The following is a 17,956-nucleotide window of genomic DNA, read 5'->3' on the forward strand; positions in this document are numbered from 1 at the left end:
AAAACACAACATGACTGATTTCCAGGTATTTGTTCAAAACAGCATGCTTTTCTCTGAAGGGCTTGCTGCATTCGTTGCACTTTTATATTACAGGCGTTTAAAAGAACTACAATGGAAGCTCCTTGTGGTGTATCTGGTTATCATTTTTCTGGGGGAAGCATATAGTAAATGGGGATACTTTTCTCATGTTACCAAAGCCCAGTATTATAATTATCTTTTAATACCTATCCAGTTCATATTTTTATATTGGCTGTACGCAGCAAAATCTTTAGGAAGACCTAAGCTGTTCTGGATATTATCCATCTTATATTTACTTTCATTTATTCCCAACGAGCTGTATTTTGCGAAGAATAAAATAGTATTTGCCTTCAATTACACATTTGGGTGCTTTATGCTGATGATACTGGTAATCATGGAGTATTATAAACAAATTACTTCACAGGAAATTCTCAATTTTTATAAGAACAAAATGTTTTATATTAACCTGGGGATTACATTGGCCTATATAGGAACGTTACCTTTTATGGCATTTATGTCACTTCTGGTAAAATACAAAGAGATCTGGGATATCTATTTCAGTTATTTCCTGATCTCCGGGTTCGTATTGTATATTTTATTTGCAAGTTCATTCATATGGGGAAAACGGAGCTCTTAATCGTCATCATTCTGTTTAATATACTTTTTGTAATGTTCATCGTTGCAGTGATGATCTATATCATCAACTACAGACGGCGCAAAAAGGAATACCTGAATGAAATTGAGATGAAAAATGAACTTCATCAGCGGGAACTCCTGTCTACCCAGCTGGAGATTCAGCAGGCCACCATGCAGCAGATCGGGCGTGAGCTTCATGACAATATTGGCCAAAAGCTGACATTGGTAAGCCTGTACGTACAGCAGATGCTCTACGAAAATAGGGCACCGGAAGCCAATGAAAGGATTGATCAGGTCTCGCAGATCATCAACCAGTCTCTGCAGGATCTCAGGAGTCTTTCAAAAACCTTAACGGATGACAATATCAACCAGAAGGAAATTGTAACTTTGATTCAGGAAGAAGTAGACAATACCAATTCATTCAGGAAATGTAAAGTAAGTTTTAAACATAATTTCAATCAGCTTGATCTGGGTTTTGTTCATAAAAATGTACTTCTGAGAATTACCCAGGAATTTATCCAGAACAGTATAAAACACTCCGGCTGTCAGAATATTTTCATCAGCCTGAATACATCGGAGGATATTCTCTGGGAACTTACCATTCATGATGACGGTAAAGGATTTGACACCACAAAACTAACTTCCAACGGGATCGGCCTTACCAATATGAAGAACAGGGCCGAGATCATAGGTGCCCAATTCTGTCTTGAAAGCCAGGAAAACAAAGGGACCACACTTAATATTATTTTTAAAAAGCAGTCATGAAAAAATCTATTGTAATCGTTGACGACCATATACTTATCGCCAAAGCCCTGGAAGGCATTATCAGTAATTTCAGTGAATTTGAGGTCATTTACGTCTGTGAAAACGGCAAAGACCTTATTGAAAAATTCGAAGAAGGTAACCGCATTCCGGATATTATCCTTTTAGACATCAGCATGCCGATCATGGATGGCTTTGAAACGGCAGCATGGCTTACAAAAAACCATCCTGACATCAAGGTCATGGCCCTCAGTATGCAGGGTGACGACAACAGCGTGATCAAAATGATCAAAAACGGCGCAAAAGGCTATCTTCTGAAAAACACACATCCGAAAGATCTTGAAACAGCACTTTCCAGACTGAATACCGATGGATTCTTCTATCCTGAGTGGGCATCAAAAATCATCTTCTCCAATCTTGGCAAAGAAGAATCGGAAGTGTCGATAAAGATTTCCGAACGCGAAAAAGAATTTCTGAAATATACTGTGACAGAACTAAGTTACAAGGAAATTGCAGACAGAATGTGCTGCAGCCCGAGAACCGTAGAAAGCTACAGGGATCAGCTTTGTGAAAAACTGGATCTTAAAACCCGTGTGGGGCTGGCTGTTTTTGCTATTAAAAATGGATTTGCAGGCTAAAAAGATACATTAAAAATATTCTTACAATAATAATTAATATTGAAATTATTTCTTAAAAAGAATCACAAAAACTAAAAACAAAAACCATTTTTACAAAATTAAATAAAATTCAATATTAAATTAAAAATAATAAAATATATTCAATAAAAACAATCATTAAATAGGAATAATTTAAATAAATAATAAAATCATTTGCATATTAATTTCAAATAATATAATTTCATACCCTCAAAAAAATAAAAAAATTGTGATATGAAAAAAATCTTATTTGGAACGCTTATGCTTGGTTTAATGACAGCCTGTAACAGTGACAATGTGAATAATCAGAATGAAGAATCCACAGATACTTCTGTTCCGGCTGCAGGAGCTGCCTCTCTGAGCAGAAGCTGTCTTTCTGAGGAGATAAGACAGGAAGCTTTACAGAACAGTCCGGAACTGAGACAGAGATTTGCCGAACTGGAAGCCAATACCCAAAAATTCTCCGATGAAATACAACTGGGAAAAGTTCTTACAGACGGTACTGTTGAAATTCCTGTAGTGGTAAATGTTTTATACAGCAATGCTGCCGAAAATATTTCTGACGCAAGAATTGCAGAACAAATTGAAGTATTGAATGCTGATTACAGCGGCACCAATACAGACATCACAAAAGTTCCTTCAGAATTCCAGCCTGTAAAAGCCGGAGATGTAAAAGTAAAATTCAGACTGGCCAATACCGTAAGAAAGTCCACAACCACTACAAGCTGGGTAAAAGACACCATGAAAAAATCAGCTAACGGCGGAATAGATGCTACCAGCCCGGCCAATTATCTTAATATATGGATAGTGGGTAAAGTAGTAAGCAGTGACGGAAGAACCATTCTTGGATACGCCACCTTCCCTGAGTCTGCCGGATTATGGAATGACGGAGTTGTAATTCCTGCCCCTTATTTTGGAAAAACAGGAGCCGCAGCCAACTTCAACCTGGGAAGAACAGCAACCCATGAGGTAGGACACTATCTTAATCTAAGACATATATGGGGGGATGCAAAATGTGGTGATGACCTGGTAGCTGATACCCCAACACAAACCTCAGAAAATTACGATACCCCTACTTACCCGCTTTACAATCGTTGTAACGGGAAAAACAGATCCGTAATGTTTATGAATTATATGGATTATGTAAACGACGCAGCTATGTTTATGTTTACAGCCGGACAAAAAACAAGAATGCAGTCTGTAGTAGCTTCTAACGGTGCCAGATCCGGATTAAGAGAATACTAAGCCCATAACCTTTAAAATATTTTAAATCTATCTCGGTTTCTGAGATAGATTTTTTTTATCCTTTTACGCCTGTTAAATCTCAGAAAATCAGCAAAAACAACAATAGAATGATAATATTATTATAAAAACATTAAAAAGAAGAATAAACCATGACATTCAGACCTTTTGTTTTGCTTAAAAAATAGTTTTCTGATTGAAATTATAGTAAAAAACATTCTACTAATTAAACAAAAAACAAAATTATTTACATTTAAAAATACACTTAACAGTGAAATACAACTAAAAATCTATAAAATTGATTAAAATTCAAAATATAATCAATTAATATAAAATATAATCAATTAAAACACTGATTAAATAAGAATAATTTAAATAAAATGTAAAATAATTTGTATATCAATTTTAAATAATATAATTTCACATCCTCAAATTCAAAATATAGTGATATGAAAAAATTCATGTTTGGAGCCCTGATTCTGGGCTTACTGTCGGCCTGTAATACCGACAGCCTTACCAATCAAAATGAAACCCCTATGAACCAGGATGAGGTTCCTGCAGGAAGCGCTGCGAAAAGAAGCTGTCTTTCAGAAGAAATAAGAGAGAAAATGCTGCAGAAAAACCCTGCCCTGAGACAAAAAATGAATGAAATTGAAGTCGGAGCCGAGAGATATGCCAATAACCTTGCACTAGGCAAAGTTCTGGCAGATGGAACCGTAGAGATCCCGGTTGTTTTTAATGTAATCTACAACACTGCAACCCAGAATGTTTCTGATGCAAGAATCGCAGAACAGATCGCTGTTCTGAATGCTGATTACGGCGGCACCAACTCCGATGTTACTAAGATCCCTTCAGCATTTCAGCCCTCAGCAGCAGGTGATGTAAAAATCCGTTTCAAACTGGTGGCGACCAACCGGAAGCAAAGCTCAAAAACAGGCTGGCGATCTGATCTTGAAGAAATGAAAAAAGCCAGTACAGGAGGGATTACAGCTACTGATGTAACCAAAAACATGAATATCTGGGTAGTCAACTCAATACTTGACGAAAATAATCAGCCGGGGACCTTAGGGTATGCTTATTATCCTGAACATGCAGGACAATGGTATGACGGTCTTGTAATTGGCTACAACTATATCGGGAAAACAGGAGCTTCTGCCCCATTCAATCTTGGAAGAACAGTAACGCATGAAGTAGGACATTACCTGAATCTTCCACACCTTTGGGGATCAAGCGATGCAGGATGCCAGACAGATTACTCTAATGACACACCGCTTTCTCCCGGCCCTAACTATGGAACTCCAACTTATCCCCTTAACAGATCCTGCGGAGGCGTAAGCCGTTCTCAGATGTTTATGAACTATATGGATTATGTAGATGATAAAGCCATGTTCATGTTCTCTGCCAACCAGAAAACAAGAATGCAGGCTGTAGTTTCAGCATCTGGCCCAAGATCCGGTTTAAGATAATCACCATCTTCATTAACAATAAAAACATTTAAAATCTATCTCTATCAGGGATAGATTTTTTTCAGGTCCATAGTGAACGTATCATAACGCATATTTTATTGGGATCAGGTTCAAAAACCGGGGAACACATGATCCATTTTATGACAAAACAAAAATCACATCTATCCTGATCTTCATTTCTATTAAAAATATTCTATATATTTAATAAAAAATAAAATTATTTACATTTAAAAACAAACTTTAATTTGAAATCCATCAACTTTAAATTAAATTAATTAAAATTCAAAACAAATATAAATACAGTGAATTATACTCAAATAAAACGTAATTAAATTAATAATTACAAATATAATTTGTAAATAAAGTAAAAAGTACATAAATTAGTTTTCTCAAAAATTCAAAATAATGATTATGAAAAAACTATTTTTTGGAGCACTTATGCTCGGCGTAATGTCTGCCTGTAACAGCGACAACATTAATAATCAAAGTGAAGCTCCGGCTGATGAAACTGCCTTTTCCGCTGGTATAGCCCAGAGAGGATGTGCTTCTGAAGAAATACGTCAGGAAGCTTTAAAAAACAGCCCTGAACTCAGACAAAGGTTCGCAGCCCTGGAAAACAATACAGAAAAATTCAGTAACGATATCAAACTCGGAAGAGTGCTTGCTGACGGAACCGTGGAAATCCCTGTAGTTGTCAATGTCATCTACAAAACAACAGCAGAAAATGTTTCCGATTCAAGGATTGCAGAGCAGATTGCTGTTTTAAATGCCGATTACTCCGGTACAAACAGTGATGTCAGCAAAATTCCTTCGGAATTTCAGTCTGTAAGCTCCGGTGATACGAAGGTAAAGTTCAGATTGGTAAACACCATCAGAAAATCGACCTCCAAAACAAGCTGGTCTACGAATGACGATATGAAAAAGGCATCGAAAGGAGGAATTAATGCTACCAATCCTACAAATTATCTGAACATCTGGGTGGTAGGCAAAATGACCAGCCAGGGAAGAACAATCCTGGGATACGCTACATTCCCTGAATCTGCCGGATTATCCAATGACGGTGTTGTAATTGCCGCACCATTTTTTGGCAAAACAGGCGCATCTTCTCCTTTCAACTTAGGAAGAACAGCGACTCATGAAGTAGGGCATTACCTGAATCTAAGACACATCTGGGGAGATGCCAATTGCGGAAATGACCAGGTAAGCGACACCCCTACCCAGACAACGGCTAATTACGGAAAACCTACTTATCCTCTTTATAATACCTGCGGTGGTGTCAACAGATCTGTGATGTTCATGAATTATATGGATTATGTAGATGACGGAGCCATGTTTATGTTCTCTGCCGGCCAAAAAACAAGAATGCAGGCTGTAGTAGCTTCTACCGGTGCCAGATCCGGATTAAGAGTATATTAAAATCAATTTTTTATATATTTAAAATCTATCTCATCTATGGGATAGATTTTTTTTATACTTTTACGCCACTTAAATCTCAGGGATCATAGCGATGAAAAAAATAGCACTGGCATCATGCATATTACTGCATCTGTACTGTTATAAAGCACAAGACACCATTCAGACCAGAAATCTCCAGGCAGATCTTGAAATGATCCGTTCCGATATGCCTTTCCAGGAAAAAAAGCCATTCTTTAAAAAGGAATGGGTAAAGAAATCGGTGGCACCTGCTATTCTTTTCACAGCTGCCGCTGCTACATGGGGCGAAAAAGAAAATATCCGTGAGGTAAGAAACCGCTATCTTCCTAATTTTAAAGTCAAATATGACGACTATCTTCAGTATGCGCCTGCTGTGGCCGTATACGGATTAAAACTCTCCGGAGTAAAGGGTCGGAACAACCTTGGGAGAGCTACGCTTTCATATGGTACCAGTTTGGCAATCATGGCTATTTTGGTAAACTCCATTAAATATACATCAAAAGTAGAGAGACCGGATGGTTCCAAAAATAATTCATTCCCTTCCGGACATGCGGCCATGGCTTTCACCAATGCAAGTTTCCTTCATAAAGAATATGGACTCGTAAACCCGGCATACAGCATTGGCGGGTATAGTGCCGCAACCATTACCGGTCTTGGCCGGAACTTAAATAACAGGCACTGGGTTCCTGATATTCTTGCCGGTGCAGGGATCGGGATTATTTCTACAGAATTAGGCTATTTCTTCATCGATAAAATTTATAAAAACAAAGGAGATAATTTAAGTATTCTGTCCAGAATACAAGGCAACGACTACCCATCTTTCCTTTCTCTAAAAATGGGGGCAGCATTAGGTACCACCAATTTCCTTCGGGAATCAGAACTGGATGACAAAAAACAAACCGGTTTTGAAGGCGGGCTTGAGGGCGCTTACTTCTTTTCAAAAAAATGGGGTGTAGGAGCAGATATCACTTTCAGCAGTTTTCCTATTAAGCCTCAAAGAATAACTTTTGATGACGGACAGGACTTTGGGGACCATAGCATCAGAACCCAGTCTATGGGGTTCCTGGCAGCGGGGATAGGTCCTTATTTTTCTCATGAATTTTCAGATAAATGGCAGCTTATGGTAAAAGCAACTGCCGGATATTCTGCAACCGCCAGTGGCAAAGTGTTTGTAAAAGGAGATGAGATTGATGCTCCCAACCATGAGCTCCAGATAGCGAAATACAAGCCTAAACCGGCTTTCCGATGGAATACAGGAGCTTCTATGACCTATAAATTTAATCCGGGACTTGGACTTACTTTTTATACAGATTATACTCAGATCAACTCTACTATACGTTATCATTTCAGTGACGACATCAAAGAAAGTGCTGAAATGAATGAAGAACTCAATCATCTGATCACCAAAGAAAAGATCAATTACGTCACGTTAGGTTTACGGTTAACTGCGTATTTTTAAAATAAAAAAGCCTTCAGATATTTATGAAGGCTTTCATTTTTATAATGTTTTTGTATTGTCTCCCGGGGTATAATCCATGAAAATATCACCATCAAGCTTTACAGATTTCACTTTTTTCTTGATAGGAATGACCAGATCTGTCATTTTCTGATCTTTTTCCCAGATAGAAGGTGAGAAATGCAGTTTTTCAGTTGTTCCGTCTTCATAGGTCAGCACTGCATCAAATGGAATAGCGAATCCTCCTACATTCGTTACATTCACTGTAAGCAGGTCATTCAGCTGAGAAGCTCTTTCCACTTTCAGATCTATATAATTATTGGTATAGAACCAGTTCTGGAAAAACCAGTTAAGATTTTTTCCGGAACCTGTGTTCATCGAGTTGAAATAATCCCATGGCACAGGATGTTTACCGTTCCAGTTATCCATATAATGATGTAATGCTTTTTTGAATAACTCGTCCCCGAGATAATCTTTCAGGGCCAGATAAGAAAGGGAAGCTTTTACATAAGAATTGTTTCCGTATCCGGCTCCGCTTACCTGGGTACTCATGGTAATCAAAGGCTGATCCTGTTCTGCTGAAGGATCAGTGATCCATTTTTTGACACGGAAATTTTTATAAAATTCTTTAGCTGCTTCTTCTCCGTTCTCATCAATTCCGATAAGATATTCAAGTGTAGTTGCCCAGCCTTCATCCATAAAAGCATATCTCGTTTCGTTGATTCCCATATAAAAAGGGAAATAGGTATGGGCTATTTCATGGTCAGCCGTAAGCCTTGCATCTCTCAAATCATCAGGAATGCTGGTATCATTGATCATCATTGGGTATTCCATATCGGCATATCCCTGGATTGCAGTCATTACATTATAAGGGTATTCTACTCCCGGCCAGTTTTTAGAAAACCAATCCAGGTTATACTGCATCCACCCTACATACTGTTCGAAATCTTTTGCTCCGTTTTTGTATCCGGCCTGTACGCTGGCCCGCTTTGTTTTCAGCTGAACACTGGCCGCATCCCATACATAGTGATTGCTCATAGCAAAACAGAAGTCTGTAATATGATTAGCTTTGAATTTCCAGGTATTCCATTTGTTCTGGCGGGTAACTTTCCCGGATTTCATTTCCTGTTCCGTAGCAATATGCATTACTTTATCACTCTTCAACGAAGCTTTATACCTTTTCAGGTATTCTGTGCTAAGCACATCTTCCGGATTAAGGAAATCACCGGTTGCCCAGACTACATAATTCTTCGGAGCCGTGATGGCAAAGCTGTAATCATTAAAGTCATTGTAAAATTCCTGCCTGTCTGAATGCGGAAGCATATCCCATCCGTTATAATCATCGTATACGGAAATCCTCGGGAAAGAATACGCTACATAGAACGTTTCAGGATCTATTTGCCCTTCCCTTCCGCTCTGTACAGAAAGGGGATATTCCCATTCTATCTTAACCTCAGCTTTAGATTTTGATTTCAGAGCTGATTTTAATTTTACTTTTTCCACAGTCCCCCAGTCATCGCTGTCAATATCATATTTCTCATTATTCACAATGAAAGATTTGATTCTGAGCCCGGAAGAGAGAAAATCTTTAGATACAAATCCAGATCTTGGCGACTGCGGCTTATGAAGGTTGTTCACAAATCTTATAGCCAGCTCATTCAATGCATCCGGACTGTTGTTGGTATACACAATTGTTTCTTTTCCGGAAACTACCTTTGTTCCGGCATCCACTTTTACTTCTACATTATATACTCCTTTATTCTGCCAGTAGTTTTTACCAGGTGCTCCTGAAACATCACGGGTTCCTTTTTCATAGGCTTTTTTGATATTTCTGGGCATATATAACTCCTGCGCAGACCATTGCATCAGCGAAACGACCACCAGCATTCCGGAAAAAATTTTCTTCATATCGATCCTTTTAAAGATAGGTATCAAAAATAGCGAAAAAGTGACAGCGGGTGGTAATTTCTTTTGTAATAATGTTTTATGATAATTAATTTTTCACTTATAATATTTTACAGCCTTTCTTGCTCAGAAGTCTTCCTGATTGTTTTAACATTTTTCACAGACTGGTTTCCGAAATTGAATTTCAATGAAAACGTAACGCCCTGTGCATCTGTATAATCCAGGAAGTAATTGTCCTGATTGGCATACTTTGTACTGACCTTCTGGCCTGTTGTCCTGAAAATATCACTGAATATCAGAGATGCTTCAAGCTTTTTATTAAAGAATTTCCTGTTCATCACAAAATATGCGGACCAGTTACTTGAAATTCTGAAAGGTCCCTGGATTCCCGGAGAATAATAACGGTGACCCATTTCCATTTTCCAGTCGCTTGCCTTATCCAAAGTAAAACTTGTAGAAATATTGGAACTCAGGTTCCATACTTTATTCCGGTGCAGGATTCCGTCAACTCCATTAAAATAGTTTTCATTATGCTCAAGGTTTTCAGACACAATAATATTCCACCAGGGCTTTATCTCGAAATTTTTATATAAGCTTAAGCCAAATGCCTGTCCTTTTTCAATATTGGTGAAATGATACACTACATTATTGGTCTCAGGCACCTGATAAGAAATTTCCATAGACGGAAACAGTTCTTTACGGTAGTACAGATCCACATTCCAGTTCTTCCAGGAATAGGTAAGATTGAGATTGTGCGTAATCGTTGCCTTTAGCCGTGGATCTCCCTGAAAGTATGAAAACAAATTATAGTAAGATTTCGCCGGATTCAGCCATGAATAGGAAGGCCTGCTGATTCTTTTACCATACGAAAATCCGAATTCCTGTTTATTTTCTGTGGTATATTGTGCATAAAAGGTTGGAAAAAACTTCCAGTAATCGCTTTTATTAAGTTCGTAAGGCTCAGAGACGACCCCTTCAAGACTGGTCATTTCAGCACGAAGTCCACCTTTGAAATTCCACTTTCCGATGTTGTAGGAAAGTGAAGAATACAGGGCAAAATTATGTTCCTTATAATCAAAAATACTGCTCTTTTCAGGTCTGTATTCCAATGATCCGTTTTCATTGTCTGAAAAATCCAGTATACTGCCGGTTTTTACAAAACTGTATTTTGTACCGGACTCCAGTTCCCACTGCTCATTTTTCCACTGATAATCGAGCTGAGTAGAATACAGCTGCACATCTGCTTTATTCTGGGTCATGAAATTATCTTCTCTCGGCGGCTGACCAGCAAAATTCAGGTGGGTTGCCACATTCTGATATTTTCTGGCATTATTTCCTGTAAAGTAACTGATCCAGGACAAACTGCTTTTCTTATTCAGTTTCCGGTCTATCTGAAAGCTCAAAGAATTATTGATTGCCCGGGAGTGATGATCGTTAATCGTAGCATAGTCAGACTCTGCTATGTCCTGTGCATTGTAGATATAGGTGGGAACGTTGTAAGTTCCAAAAGATTTCGGAGAAAAATACCCTGAATAGTTGAGGCTTAAGTTGGTCAGACTGTCCAACTCATACTCCACGTTGAAGTTCAGGGTATTCTGGTTATTGTTTTTATCCTTCCTGTTCATCGTACTGCCCCATCTGGTCTGGCTCTCAGAGTAGCTGACATAGTCTGTCCCTTCTCTGTAGTACGTTCCTAAGCCCCTGTAATAGCTTGCCATAACGGAAAGCTTATCTTTTTTATAATATTGGGAAAGGCCAAAAACTCCTTTCGCATATTGAGTCTGTATATACCTGGACGAAAGAATTCCCCGGTAGCCTTCAATCTTATTCTTTTTCATCACAATATTCAGCACGGCACTTCCCGAAGCTTCATATTTTGCAGGCGGGTTTGTGATCACTTCTACAGATCTGATCTCATCTCCCTGTGTATTTTCCAGAAGGTTTTTGAGTTCGTCTCCCGTCAACATTACTTTTTTATCATTGATTGTCACAAGGATTCCCGTGCTTCCTTTCACTGTAAGTACGTTATTGCTGACACTCACATTGGGAGTATTCTTTAAAATTTCCCAGGCATTCAGTGAAGAAATATTGCTGTTTTCCACATTGAATTCCAGGCGGTCCACTTTTCTTTTCACCAGTGGTTTTCTTTTCGTCATGACAACCCCTTCTATTTCCCGGGTTTCCCTTTTAAGGATAATCCGCAGGTCTTCAGGGTTTTCCAGGTTCAGCAGTTCTTCATATAAAGAATATCCTTTCACCGTAGCCACCAGTTTTATATTCTGTTCTGCAATCCCTTCTAAAATAAAGTTCCCTTTGCTGTCTGTTTTCAATTCTTTGATCAGTTCATTCTTAGAATTAAAAAGCTCAATTTTTACCGCCTGGAGTTTTTCATTTTCCGGGTTTTCAACTGTTCCGCCAATCTTTTGCTTCTGGGCAAAAACCAACACGGGAAAACACAGAAAAAGAATAATTTTGTTCATAATCATTGTTTTTTATGGATGCAAACAATATTGCGGTTGTTTTACGGGGCAAAATTCTACATTGGCGGGGAGAATTTCAGTTAATGGAAGGTTAATAATGGGTTAATGCCATTTTGCCTGAAAATTTCCCGGCAAACCACCTTATTCTCTTACGGACTTACTTTTACAGTTCACCTCTATCATATGGTTAATGAAAGGTTAATCCCTCAATATTATTTCAGGAAAATGGCTAAAGCTTTATCTTTGTTTAGATGATATCCAAGAGCAAAAATCTGATCTTCCTCTTTGCCACCTTATTCCTTCTTCTGCTGGGAATACAGGTTTACTTTATGTACAAAACCTACCAGGTCAAGGAAAGAGATATTTACAGATCCGTAAGTGACGGTCTTAGCAGCTATGCGGACAAGCTTGAAAACATTCACGATGCTGAGGAAATGAAAAGTGATACCCTTCAGAGGAACATCAGCAAATACTATAATAAGGAAATCAGCCAGAAGGAATTTATCCGTCATTTTATAGAAGACAGAAAAGCTTCAAAAGAAAGACTGAATAATTATATCGAGGACCGCCTGAAAAAAGACGGTTATCAAATATCTGCCAGAATTCAGTACACTTCTATCATTCATCTTCCGGACAGCATTAAACTGATCAGTCAGCCCATCATTATTTTCGAAACAAAAGTTAAAGTAAAAAAGCCTAAAATTACTACTACAGGAACCTGGAGAACTTCTTCTACCAAGGAAAATATAGGGAAAGAAATTAACCGGGAGAGAGAAACATTTTTTGTCAGCAGCCAGACCGATTTTGAAATTCAGAATATAAAATTTCTTGTTTTCAAAGAACTTACCCTGTTGATTTTATGCTGCATTATCCTGCTTGCCAGTGTATTGCTTCTCTATATTTTTACGATCAGGAACCTGATCAGACAGCAAAAGCAGGTAGAAGTTCTCCATACCGTTGTGGATAATATTTCCCATGAGTTTAAAACCCCTATAGCCACTTTAAAGATAGCTTCCAAAACTTTAAAAAAAGGCTGGAACCCTGATACCCTTCCCCTTATTGACCGGCAGATTTCCAGACTTGAAAGTTTGATGTACCAGCTCCACAAGGATGAGATACCTGAAGAAATCACAGCTGTACAACCTGAAGACTGGGATTTTTTCATTCAGGACCTGGCATTCACCTATCCCCAGACAGAATTTACATTCGAAAATAAGGTCACAGGAAAGCTTCCTTTTGATAAAAACCTTATGGAAACCGTCATTAAAAATCTTTGTGAAAACAGTATCAAATACGGCGCTTCCCTTGTCAGGGTAAAAACCGGTTGCGCCGCTCAAAACCTGGAAATTGAAATTTCAGACAATGGCCAGGGCATGGAAAACAAGGAACTTGCCAACATTTTTGAAAAGTTCTACAGAATACAGTCCAATAATGTGCACAACAGTAAAGGACTTGGGCTCGGGCTTTATTTTGTCAAAAAAATAATCACTTCTTATCACGGTAAAATAGATGTTTCCAGCCAGCCTGGTATGGGAAGTACTTTTAAAATATCAATTCCTTATGAAAACTAAAATCCTTCTGGCAGAAGACGATCCGGATTTCGGAATGATCCTGAAACAATATCTGGAACTGGAAGATTTTGAAGTCACCTGGTTTCAGAATCCTGAAGATATTGTTCCTCTTGTAACTTCAGGTTTCCCTTTCCATATTGGTATTTTAGATGTGATGATGCCCCATATGGACGGTTTTTCTCTGGCTAAAATCATTGTAAAGGAAAGAAGTAATTTTCCGCTTCTGTTCCTTACTGCAAAAAATCAGAAAATAGACCGGCTGACCGGGCTGAAAATAGGGGCTGATGACTATATTCCCAAACCGTGTGACCCGGAAGAACTGGTTTTAAGAATTAAAAATATCCTGAAGAGAACCTTACCGGCTGTTACAGAAACTCACATCAGAATCGGGCAATATCAATTGGATACCCAGAAACTTCAGCTTTCGCATCCTGAAGGGAATGTGCGGCTGACAGTTCGTGAACAGGAACTGCTTCTCTATCTTCTGAAGCATAATCATTCTATGATCACAAGAGATAATATCCTGGATAACCTCTGGGAAACCAACGATTACTTCACGGGAAGAAGCCTGGATGTATTTATCAGCAGAATCCGGAAATATTTCAGCCATGATCCTGAAGTAAAAATCCAATCCCTGAGAGGAATTGGATTTGAGGTTGATTTTCCAGCCGGATGATTTTATAGGGAAAGATTCACAATAACCGGGAAATGGTCTGACGGATAAAGAAGGTTTTCTCTTCTGTCATTGATATGCCTGTGAGATCTTATGGTAAATCCTTTTGTGAAAATATAATCGATTCTGTCTTTTGGAATTTCATTCACATTGAAAGCCGTAAAGGTTCCTACCGGACCGTAATGTTTGGTTTCTGAGTGATAGAAAGTATCTTTCATATTTTTGGAAAGTATTTTAATCGGTTCGGAATCATCGGTCAGGTTAAAGTCACCGCTCAACGTTACCGGAAGATTTTTTGGATTAAGCTCTTTGATCTTTTTAAGGATCAGTTCTGAAGATTTTACCCTTGCCACATTTCCCACATGATCGAAATGAAGATTCATGGCCAGGAATTCTTTTTTTGATTTTTTATCTTTAAAAACCGCATAGGTACAGATTCTGTTCAGTGCTGCATCCCATCCTTTTGAAGGTTTCTCCGGAGTTTCGGACAGCCAGAATGTTCCTGATTTTACCACATCAAGCCTGCCGGTATCATAAAAAATAGCAGAAAATTCCCCCTGTTCTTTCCCGTCATCTCTTCCTACGCCAATATAGTTATAATTTTTCAGCCCGGTTTTGAGGTCTTTCATCTGCTCCGGCAATGCTTCCTGCACGCCGAAATAATCAGGATGATAATAGGTCAGCAGGTCAGCAACGTCCTGCTTTCTTTGCGGCCAGGCATTTTCTTTATCCGATTCAACATTCAGCCTGATGTTGAAGCTCATTACGGTGAGGTCCTGCGAAAATCCCAATACTGAAAGCATCAGGAGCATCATTGAAAATCTGAAATTCATACGCTTATTTTATCAATAAGAGACAAAAATAAAACTTATCTGTGACAGGGAAGCCTTACTGATATGATTATATTGTTAAATTATTCTGATCTTCTTCTACCGATAGGAAGTAATCCTGAAATCCGTCAGCTGAAATTGGCTGTTCACACTCCAGTTTCATAACTCCGATGGCTGTATAATGAGCAGCAAGTCTGATATGTCTGCTTTTGAGAAGGATTTTCAGTTTTTCCAGATTGATCTCTTTTTTTAAAACTGCCAGATAAGTGATCATATTCATATTTGTATTAGTCCGTTTCCTATGTCTCTATATTTAATTCCCTCAATGGGTCTGGCTTTATTTTCAATAAGTGCCCAGATCTCTTTTGCTGATGAACCGGAAAACTGTTCCATATATAAAGCAGCAAGTCCTGAAACATGCGGTGCAGCCATACTGGTACCGCTCATAGCGTAGTAAAAATAATTTTTATTCTTTGCATTTTTGGGATAAGCACTCACAATGTCTACGCCGGGTGCACATACATTGATATTTCCTCCTGTGGAAGGATTAAGCCCTGCATTTGAAAATTTAGCAACCTTCATCTGCATATCAATCGCTGCCACTGCCATAATCGATTTTGAATTTGCCGGCATTGAAACCGGTTGCGGAACCTGCGGTCTGCTGCTGTCATTACCTGCCGCCGCTATAATAAGGCAGTTATTTTCCAAAGCTCTTTCCCCTATGGTTTCAAAAAGGATGGAAGGCTGATCATTGAGTCTCACCGGGGATGCGAGTGAAAGGGATAATATCCTGAACTTTTTTGTAATAGCCCAGTCTATAGCATCAATCACGCTACTGGTAGTACCTCTTCCGCTATCGGAGAGTACTTTGGCGATCTTCAGATTACAGCCGCCTGCAATTCCGTATCGTATATTCTTATCATTTCTGGTATTTCCTGTTGCAATGCCTGCGCAGTGTGTTCCGTGGCCATTGGGATCTCTGTTCCAGTCTTCTCCATCTATGAAAGATTTACCTTCAATTTCCCTGGATGAAAAATCCGGGTGGGAAACTTCAAGCCCTGTATCCAGAATACAAACATCGACTCCTTTTCCTGTATACAAAGCATTTTCAAGACCAATTGCTTTTAATCCCCATTCCATTTCAACCGGTGTTTTCTGAGGCAGAGGTTTGCCGGCCATGTATTTTTCAAGCTCTGAAATTTTTTCTGTAAGCCCTGCTGACTGTTTTTTAAGTTCACTGATGAGCTGCCATTCATCTGCAGGGAAAAACTCCCGTTCTTTTTCATAATAAATGACAGGATTTGATTCGTTATCCACCGCACTCTTCAATTGCTCTTCATCCCCAGTTTCTACTACCAGAACGCCAAGATTTTTGTACAAAACACCATTATCCTTATTAATGATTTCATAAGAACGGTTGTCACTGGAGAGAAATTCAGAGGAAGTAATACTCACCTCCAGCTCTTTCTCAACTTTTTTGATTGCGGTTTTCTGCTGATCTTCCAGCAGGACAATATATCTTCCGGTTTCCATAACGATCGTTTTTTTTAAATTAACTTCAGAAATACCTTTTCCAGAATAAGGAAAATATCTTCCGGAATCACTGTCAGCCTGAGCTTCTTATTCACTCCCGAGATGGCTGTATTCTGTGCGATCAGAGAAGTCCAGAAACTTTCAATCTTTATAACAGAATTCAGCTCCTTCAGTTTTTCATCATCCAAAATACCGTTCTGGTATAAGGAAACAATGATCCCTGAAACAAGCTCTTCAGCATCTTCCAGCTTTTTATTTTCCTTCGCATATATTTCCATCAGAATATCATAAATGTCTTCTATCCCATTGAATGAAAATCCCCAGAGAAGCTCACGTCTACCGGTGTTTATTTTTTCCATTTTTATAGGATTAAAGCCTCTTTTAACCGTCGCAATCCTATTCATGATTTTCAGAACTTCAGATTCGTGGCTGGTGTTCCCTTTTGTTTTGAAATACTCCAGGGTTTCATTTAAGAAAATATCAAAGCGGGAATCAAAGTCAAAGGATTTTGACAGGTATAAAGCCTGCACTTCATTGAAATCTTCCAGAAGCTCCTTCAGTTTCTGCACTGTATGATGAATAAGTTCCTGCATTACTCAAAAGTTATCTGTTCTATTTCCTTACCGTCTTTATCTTTGTATGACACAATCCTTATTCCTTCTTCCTCCATTTCAACATGAAGGTTGATGAATAATTTATCTCTGTCTTCCGCCGCGCTTGTGTTGGGATCAATGTAAATATTGTTCAGTTTGGCATTGACCAGCGTATATCTATTGAGTAAAACTTTTGAAAAAATCTCTTTCAGTTCTTCTATTTCATCTTCACCAGTTCCTTCCTGTGGCCGGAAGATTCCGGAATTAAGAATTTTGATTTTATTTCTGAGATCAAGCTTAAGCACTTCATTGGCGGGAACTTTACCAAACTTCTGATCATTTTTTTCCAGTCTGCTAAAGAGTGATTTGAATTCTTCAGTCTGGATCTGTCTTTTTGTGATCTCAGGAATATTCAGTTTTTTCTCTTTATTTACGAGACGGATTCTTTCATTCATTTCTGTAACAAACTGATCCTGATTCAGTTTAAAGTTATACTTGGGTTCCGAATCTATATCTGTAATTTTAATGGGAATATCCATTTTCACACAGGGCAGCGCATACCGTGGCACTTTAAAATACTTAAGGTATTCGTGACGGGCATATTCTTTGGCAATAAGAACGGCATTTTCGTCAGCCTTTTTACGAGCCTGAATTATCTCATTGTTGAGATAATCCAGGTAATCTGATAATTTGATCATTCT

General features: G+C 38.5%; 16 protein-coding genes. 9 read left to right on the forward strand and 7 right to left on the reverse strand.

All coding sequences use genetic code 11. From position 1 onward, the window contains the following. The first annotated feature begins 10 nt into the window (after positions 1 to 10). From BBI00_RS22595 to BBI00_RS22625, 7 genes are all read left to right on the forward strand, one after another. Positions 11 to 655, forward strand: a complete 645-nt coding sequence (locus tag BBI00_RS22595) for a hypothetical protein (RefSeq protein ID WP_065401097.1) — start codon at positions 11 to 13, stop codon at positions 653 to 655. After that, positions 634 to 1,419, forward strand: coding sequence for a sensor histidine kinase (locus BBI00_RS22600; RefSeq protein ID WP_065401098.1), 786 nt, complete (start codon positions 634 to 636; stop codon positions 1,417 to 1,419). Before BBI00_RS22595 ends, BBI00_RS22600 begins: the two co-directional genes overlap by 22 nt. Next, entirely contained in the window at positions 1,416 to 2,054 is a 639-nt protein-coding gene (locus tag BBI00_RS22605) for a response regulator transcription factor (RefSeq protein WP_065401099.1), read from the forward strand. The genes BBI00_RS22600 and BBI00_RS22605 overlap by 4 nt, the downstream gene beginning before the upstream one ends. A 252-nt stretch (positions 2,055 to 2,306) precedes the next feature. Continuing rightward, the gene (locus BBI00_RS22610) at positions 2,307 to 3,317 is read left to right on the forward strand and encodes a zinc metalloprotease (RefSeq protein WP_065401100.1); all 1,011 of its coding nucleotides are present in this window, start codon (positions 2,307 to 2,309) and stop codon (positions 3,315 to 3,317) included. A gap of 446 nt (positions 3,318 to 3,763) precedes the next feature. After that, a complete protein-coding gene (locus BBI00_RS22615; RefSeq protein WP_065401101.1) occupies positions 3,764 to 4,780 on the forward strand; it encodes a zinc metalloprotease in 1,017 nt (338 codons plus the stop codon). Positions 4,781 to 5,191: 411 nt separating this feature from the next. Next, a complete protein-coding gene (locus tag BBI00_RS22620; RefSeq protein ID WP_065401150.1) occupies positions 5,192 to 6,196 on the forward strand; it encodes a zinc metalloprotease in 1,005 nt (334 codons plus the stop codon). Between the two features lie 91 nt (positions 6,197 to 6,287). Then, positions 6,288 to 7,673 carry a phosphatase PAP2 family protein gene (locus BBI00_RS22625; protein ID WP_065401102.1) on the forward strand — a complete coding sequence of 462 codons (1,386 nt, stop codon included), beginning with the start codon at positions 6,288 to 6,290 and terminating at the stop codon, positions 7,671 to 7,673. Between the two features lie 39 nt (positions 7,674 to 7,712). On the opposite strand, the gene BBI00_RS22630 is transcribed toward BBI00_RS22625, so the two are convergent. Together BBI00_RS22630 and BBI00_RS22635 are read right to left on the reverse strand one after the other, a co-directional pair. After that, on the reverse strand, positions 7,713 to 9,578 hold the full coding sequence (locus BBI00_RS22630; RefSeq protein ID WP_065401103.1) for a M1 family metallopeptidase: 1,866 nt from the start codon (positions 9,576 to 9,578) through the stop codon (positions 7,713 to 7,715). A gap of 107 nt (positions 9,579 to 9,685) precedes the next feature. Continuing rightward, entirely contained in the window at positions 9,686 to 12,055 is a 2,370-nt protein-coding gene (locus BBI00_RS22635) for an outer membrane beta-barrel family protein (protein WP_065401104.1), read from the reverse strand. A gap of 251 nt (positions 12,056 to 12,306) precedes the next feature. Here BBI00_RS22635 and BBI00_RS22640 point away from each other — a divergent pair, with 251 nt between their 5' ends. Continuing rightward, positions 12,307 to 13,626, forward strand: coding sequence for a sensor histidine kinase (locus BBI00_RS22640; protein WP_065401105.1), 1,320 nt, complete (start codon positions 12,307 to 12,309; stop codon positions 13,624 to 13,626). Next, the gene (locus BBI00_RS22645; protein ID WP_065401151.1) at positions 13,616 to 14,302 is read left to right on the forward strand and encodes a response regulator transcription factor; all 687 of its coding nucleotides are present in this window, start codon (positions 13,616 to 13,618) and stop codon (positions 14,300 to 14,302) included. Before BBI00_RS22640 ends, BBI00_RS22645 begins: the two co-directional genes overlap by 11 nt. Before the next feature lie 2 nt (positions 14,303 to 14,304). On the opposite strand, the gene BBI00_RS22650 is transcribed toward BBI00_RS22645, so the two are convergent. The 5 genes from BBI00_RS22650 to BBI00_RS22670 form a co-directional block, all read right to left on the reverse strand. Further along, complete coding sequence (locus tag BBI00_RS22650) at positions 14,305 to 15,132, reverse strand: endonuclease/exonuclease/phosphatase family protein (RefSeq protein WP_065401106.1); 828 nt, start codon at positions 15,130 to 15,132, stop codon at positions 14,305 to 14,307. Positions 15,133 to 15,199: 67 nt separating this feature from the next. Then, positions 15,200 to 15,403 carry a hypothetical protein gene (locus BBI00_RS22655; RefSeq protein ID WP_123902336.1) on the reverse strand — a complete coding sequence of 68 codons (204 nt, stop codon included), beginning with the start codon at positions 15,401 to 15,403 and terminating at the stop codon, positions 15,200 to 15,202. 2 nt (positions 15,404 to 15,405) lie between these two features. Continuing rightward, positions 15,406 to 16,662: a S8 family peptidase gene (locus tag BBI00_RS22660; protein WP_065401108.1), complete on the reverse strand. Its 1,257-nt coding sequence runs from the start codon at positions 16,660 to 16,662 to the stop codon at positions 15,406 to 15,408. Between the two features lie 14 nt (positions 16,663 to 16,676). Further along, entirely contained in the window at positions 16,677 to 17,255 is a 579-nt protein-coding gene (locus tag BBI00_RS22665) for a hypothetical protein (RefSeq protein WP_065401109.1), read from the reverse strand. Next, a complete protein-coding gene (locus tag BBI00_RS22670) occupies positions 17,255 to 17,953 on the reverse strand; it encodes a hypothetical protein (RefSeq protein WP_065401110.1) in 699 nt (232 codons plus the stop codon). Before BBI00_RS22670 ends, BBI00_RS22665 begins: the two co-directional genes overlap by 1 nt. Between the last annotated feature and the right edge of the window lie 3 nt (positions 17,954 to 17,956).

Origin of the sequence: Chryseobacterium arthrosphaerae (assembly GCF_001684965.1) — a bacterium.
In the GTDB taxonomy this organism is placed as follows: Bacteria; Bacteroidota; Bacteroidia; order Flavobacteriales; family Weeksellaceae; genus Chryseobacterium; species Chryseobacterium arthrosphaerae.

Excerpts from the sequence above, each read along its gene's own strand:
- BBI00_RS22595 (WP_065401097.1), top strand. The coding sequence starts at position 11 with ATGACTGATTTCCAGGTATTTGTTCAAAACAGCATGCTTTTCTCTGAA.
- BBI00_RS22600 (WP_065401098.1), top strand. The coding sequence starts at position 634 with ATGGGGAAAACGGAGCTCTTAATCGTCATCATTCTGTTTAATATACTT.
- BBI00_RS22605 (WP_065401099.1), top strand. The coding sequence starts at position 1,416 with ATGAAAAAATCTATTGTAATCGTTGACGACCATATACTTATCGCCAAA.
- BBI00_RS22610 (WP_065401100.1), top strand. The coding sequence starts at position 2,307 with ATGAAAAAAATCTTATTTGGAACGCTTATGCTTGGTTTAATGACAGCC.
- BBI00_RS22615 (WP_065401101.1), top strand. The coding sequence starts at position 3,764 with ATGAAAAAATTCATGTTTGGAGCCCTGATTCTGGGCTTACTGTCGGCC.
- BBI00_RS22620 (WP_065401150.1), top strand. The coding sequence starts at position 5,192 with ATGAAAAAACTATTTTTTGGAGCACTTATGCTCGGCGTAATGTCTGCC.
- BBI00_RS22625 (WP_065401102.1), top strand. The coding sequence starts at position 6,288 with ATGAAAAAAATAGCACTGGCATCATGCATATTACTGCATCTGTACTGT.
- BBI00_RS22630 (WP_065401103.1), bottom strand. The coding sequence starts at position 9,578 with ATGAAGAAAATTTTTTCCGGAATGCTGGTGGTCGTTTCGCTGATGCAA.
- BBI00_RS22635 (WP_065401104.1), bottom strand. The coding sequence starts at position 12,055 with ATGAACAAAATTATTCTTTTTCTGTGTTTTCCCGTGTTGGTTTTTGCC.
- BBI00_RS22640 (WP_065401105.1), top strand. The coding sequence starts at position 12,307 with ATGATATCCAAGAGCAAAAATCTGATCTTCCTCTTTGCCACCTTATTC.
- BBI00_RS22645 (WP_065401151.1), top strand. The coding sequence starts at position 13,616 with ATGAAAACTAAAATCCTTCTGGCAGAAGACGATCCGGATTTCGGAATG.
- BBI00_RS22650 (WP_065401106.1), bottom strand. The coding sequence starts at position 15,132 with ATGAATTTCAGATTTTCAATGATGCTCCTGATGCTTTCAGTATTGGGA.
- BBI00_RS22655 (WP_123902336.1), bottom strand. The coding sequence starts at position 15,403 with ATGATCACTTATCTGGCAGTTTTAAAAAAAGAGATCAATCTGGAAAAA.
- BBI00_RS22660 (WP_065401108.1), bottom strand. The coding sequence starts at position 16,662 with ATGGAAACCGGAAGATATATTGTCCTGCTGGAAGATCAGCAGAAAACC.
- BBI00_RS22665 (WP_065401109.1), bottom strand. The coding sequence starts at position 17,255 with ATGCAGGAACTTATTCATCATACAGTGCAGAAACTGAAGGAGCTTCTG.
- BBI00_RS22670 (WP_065401110.1), bottom strand. The coding sequence starts at position 17,953 with ATGATCAAATTATCAGATTACCTGGATTATCTCAACAATGAGATAATT.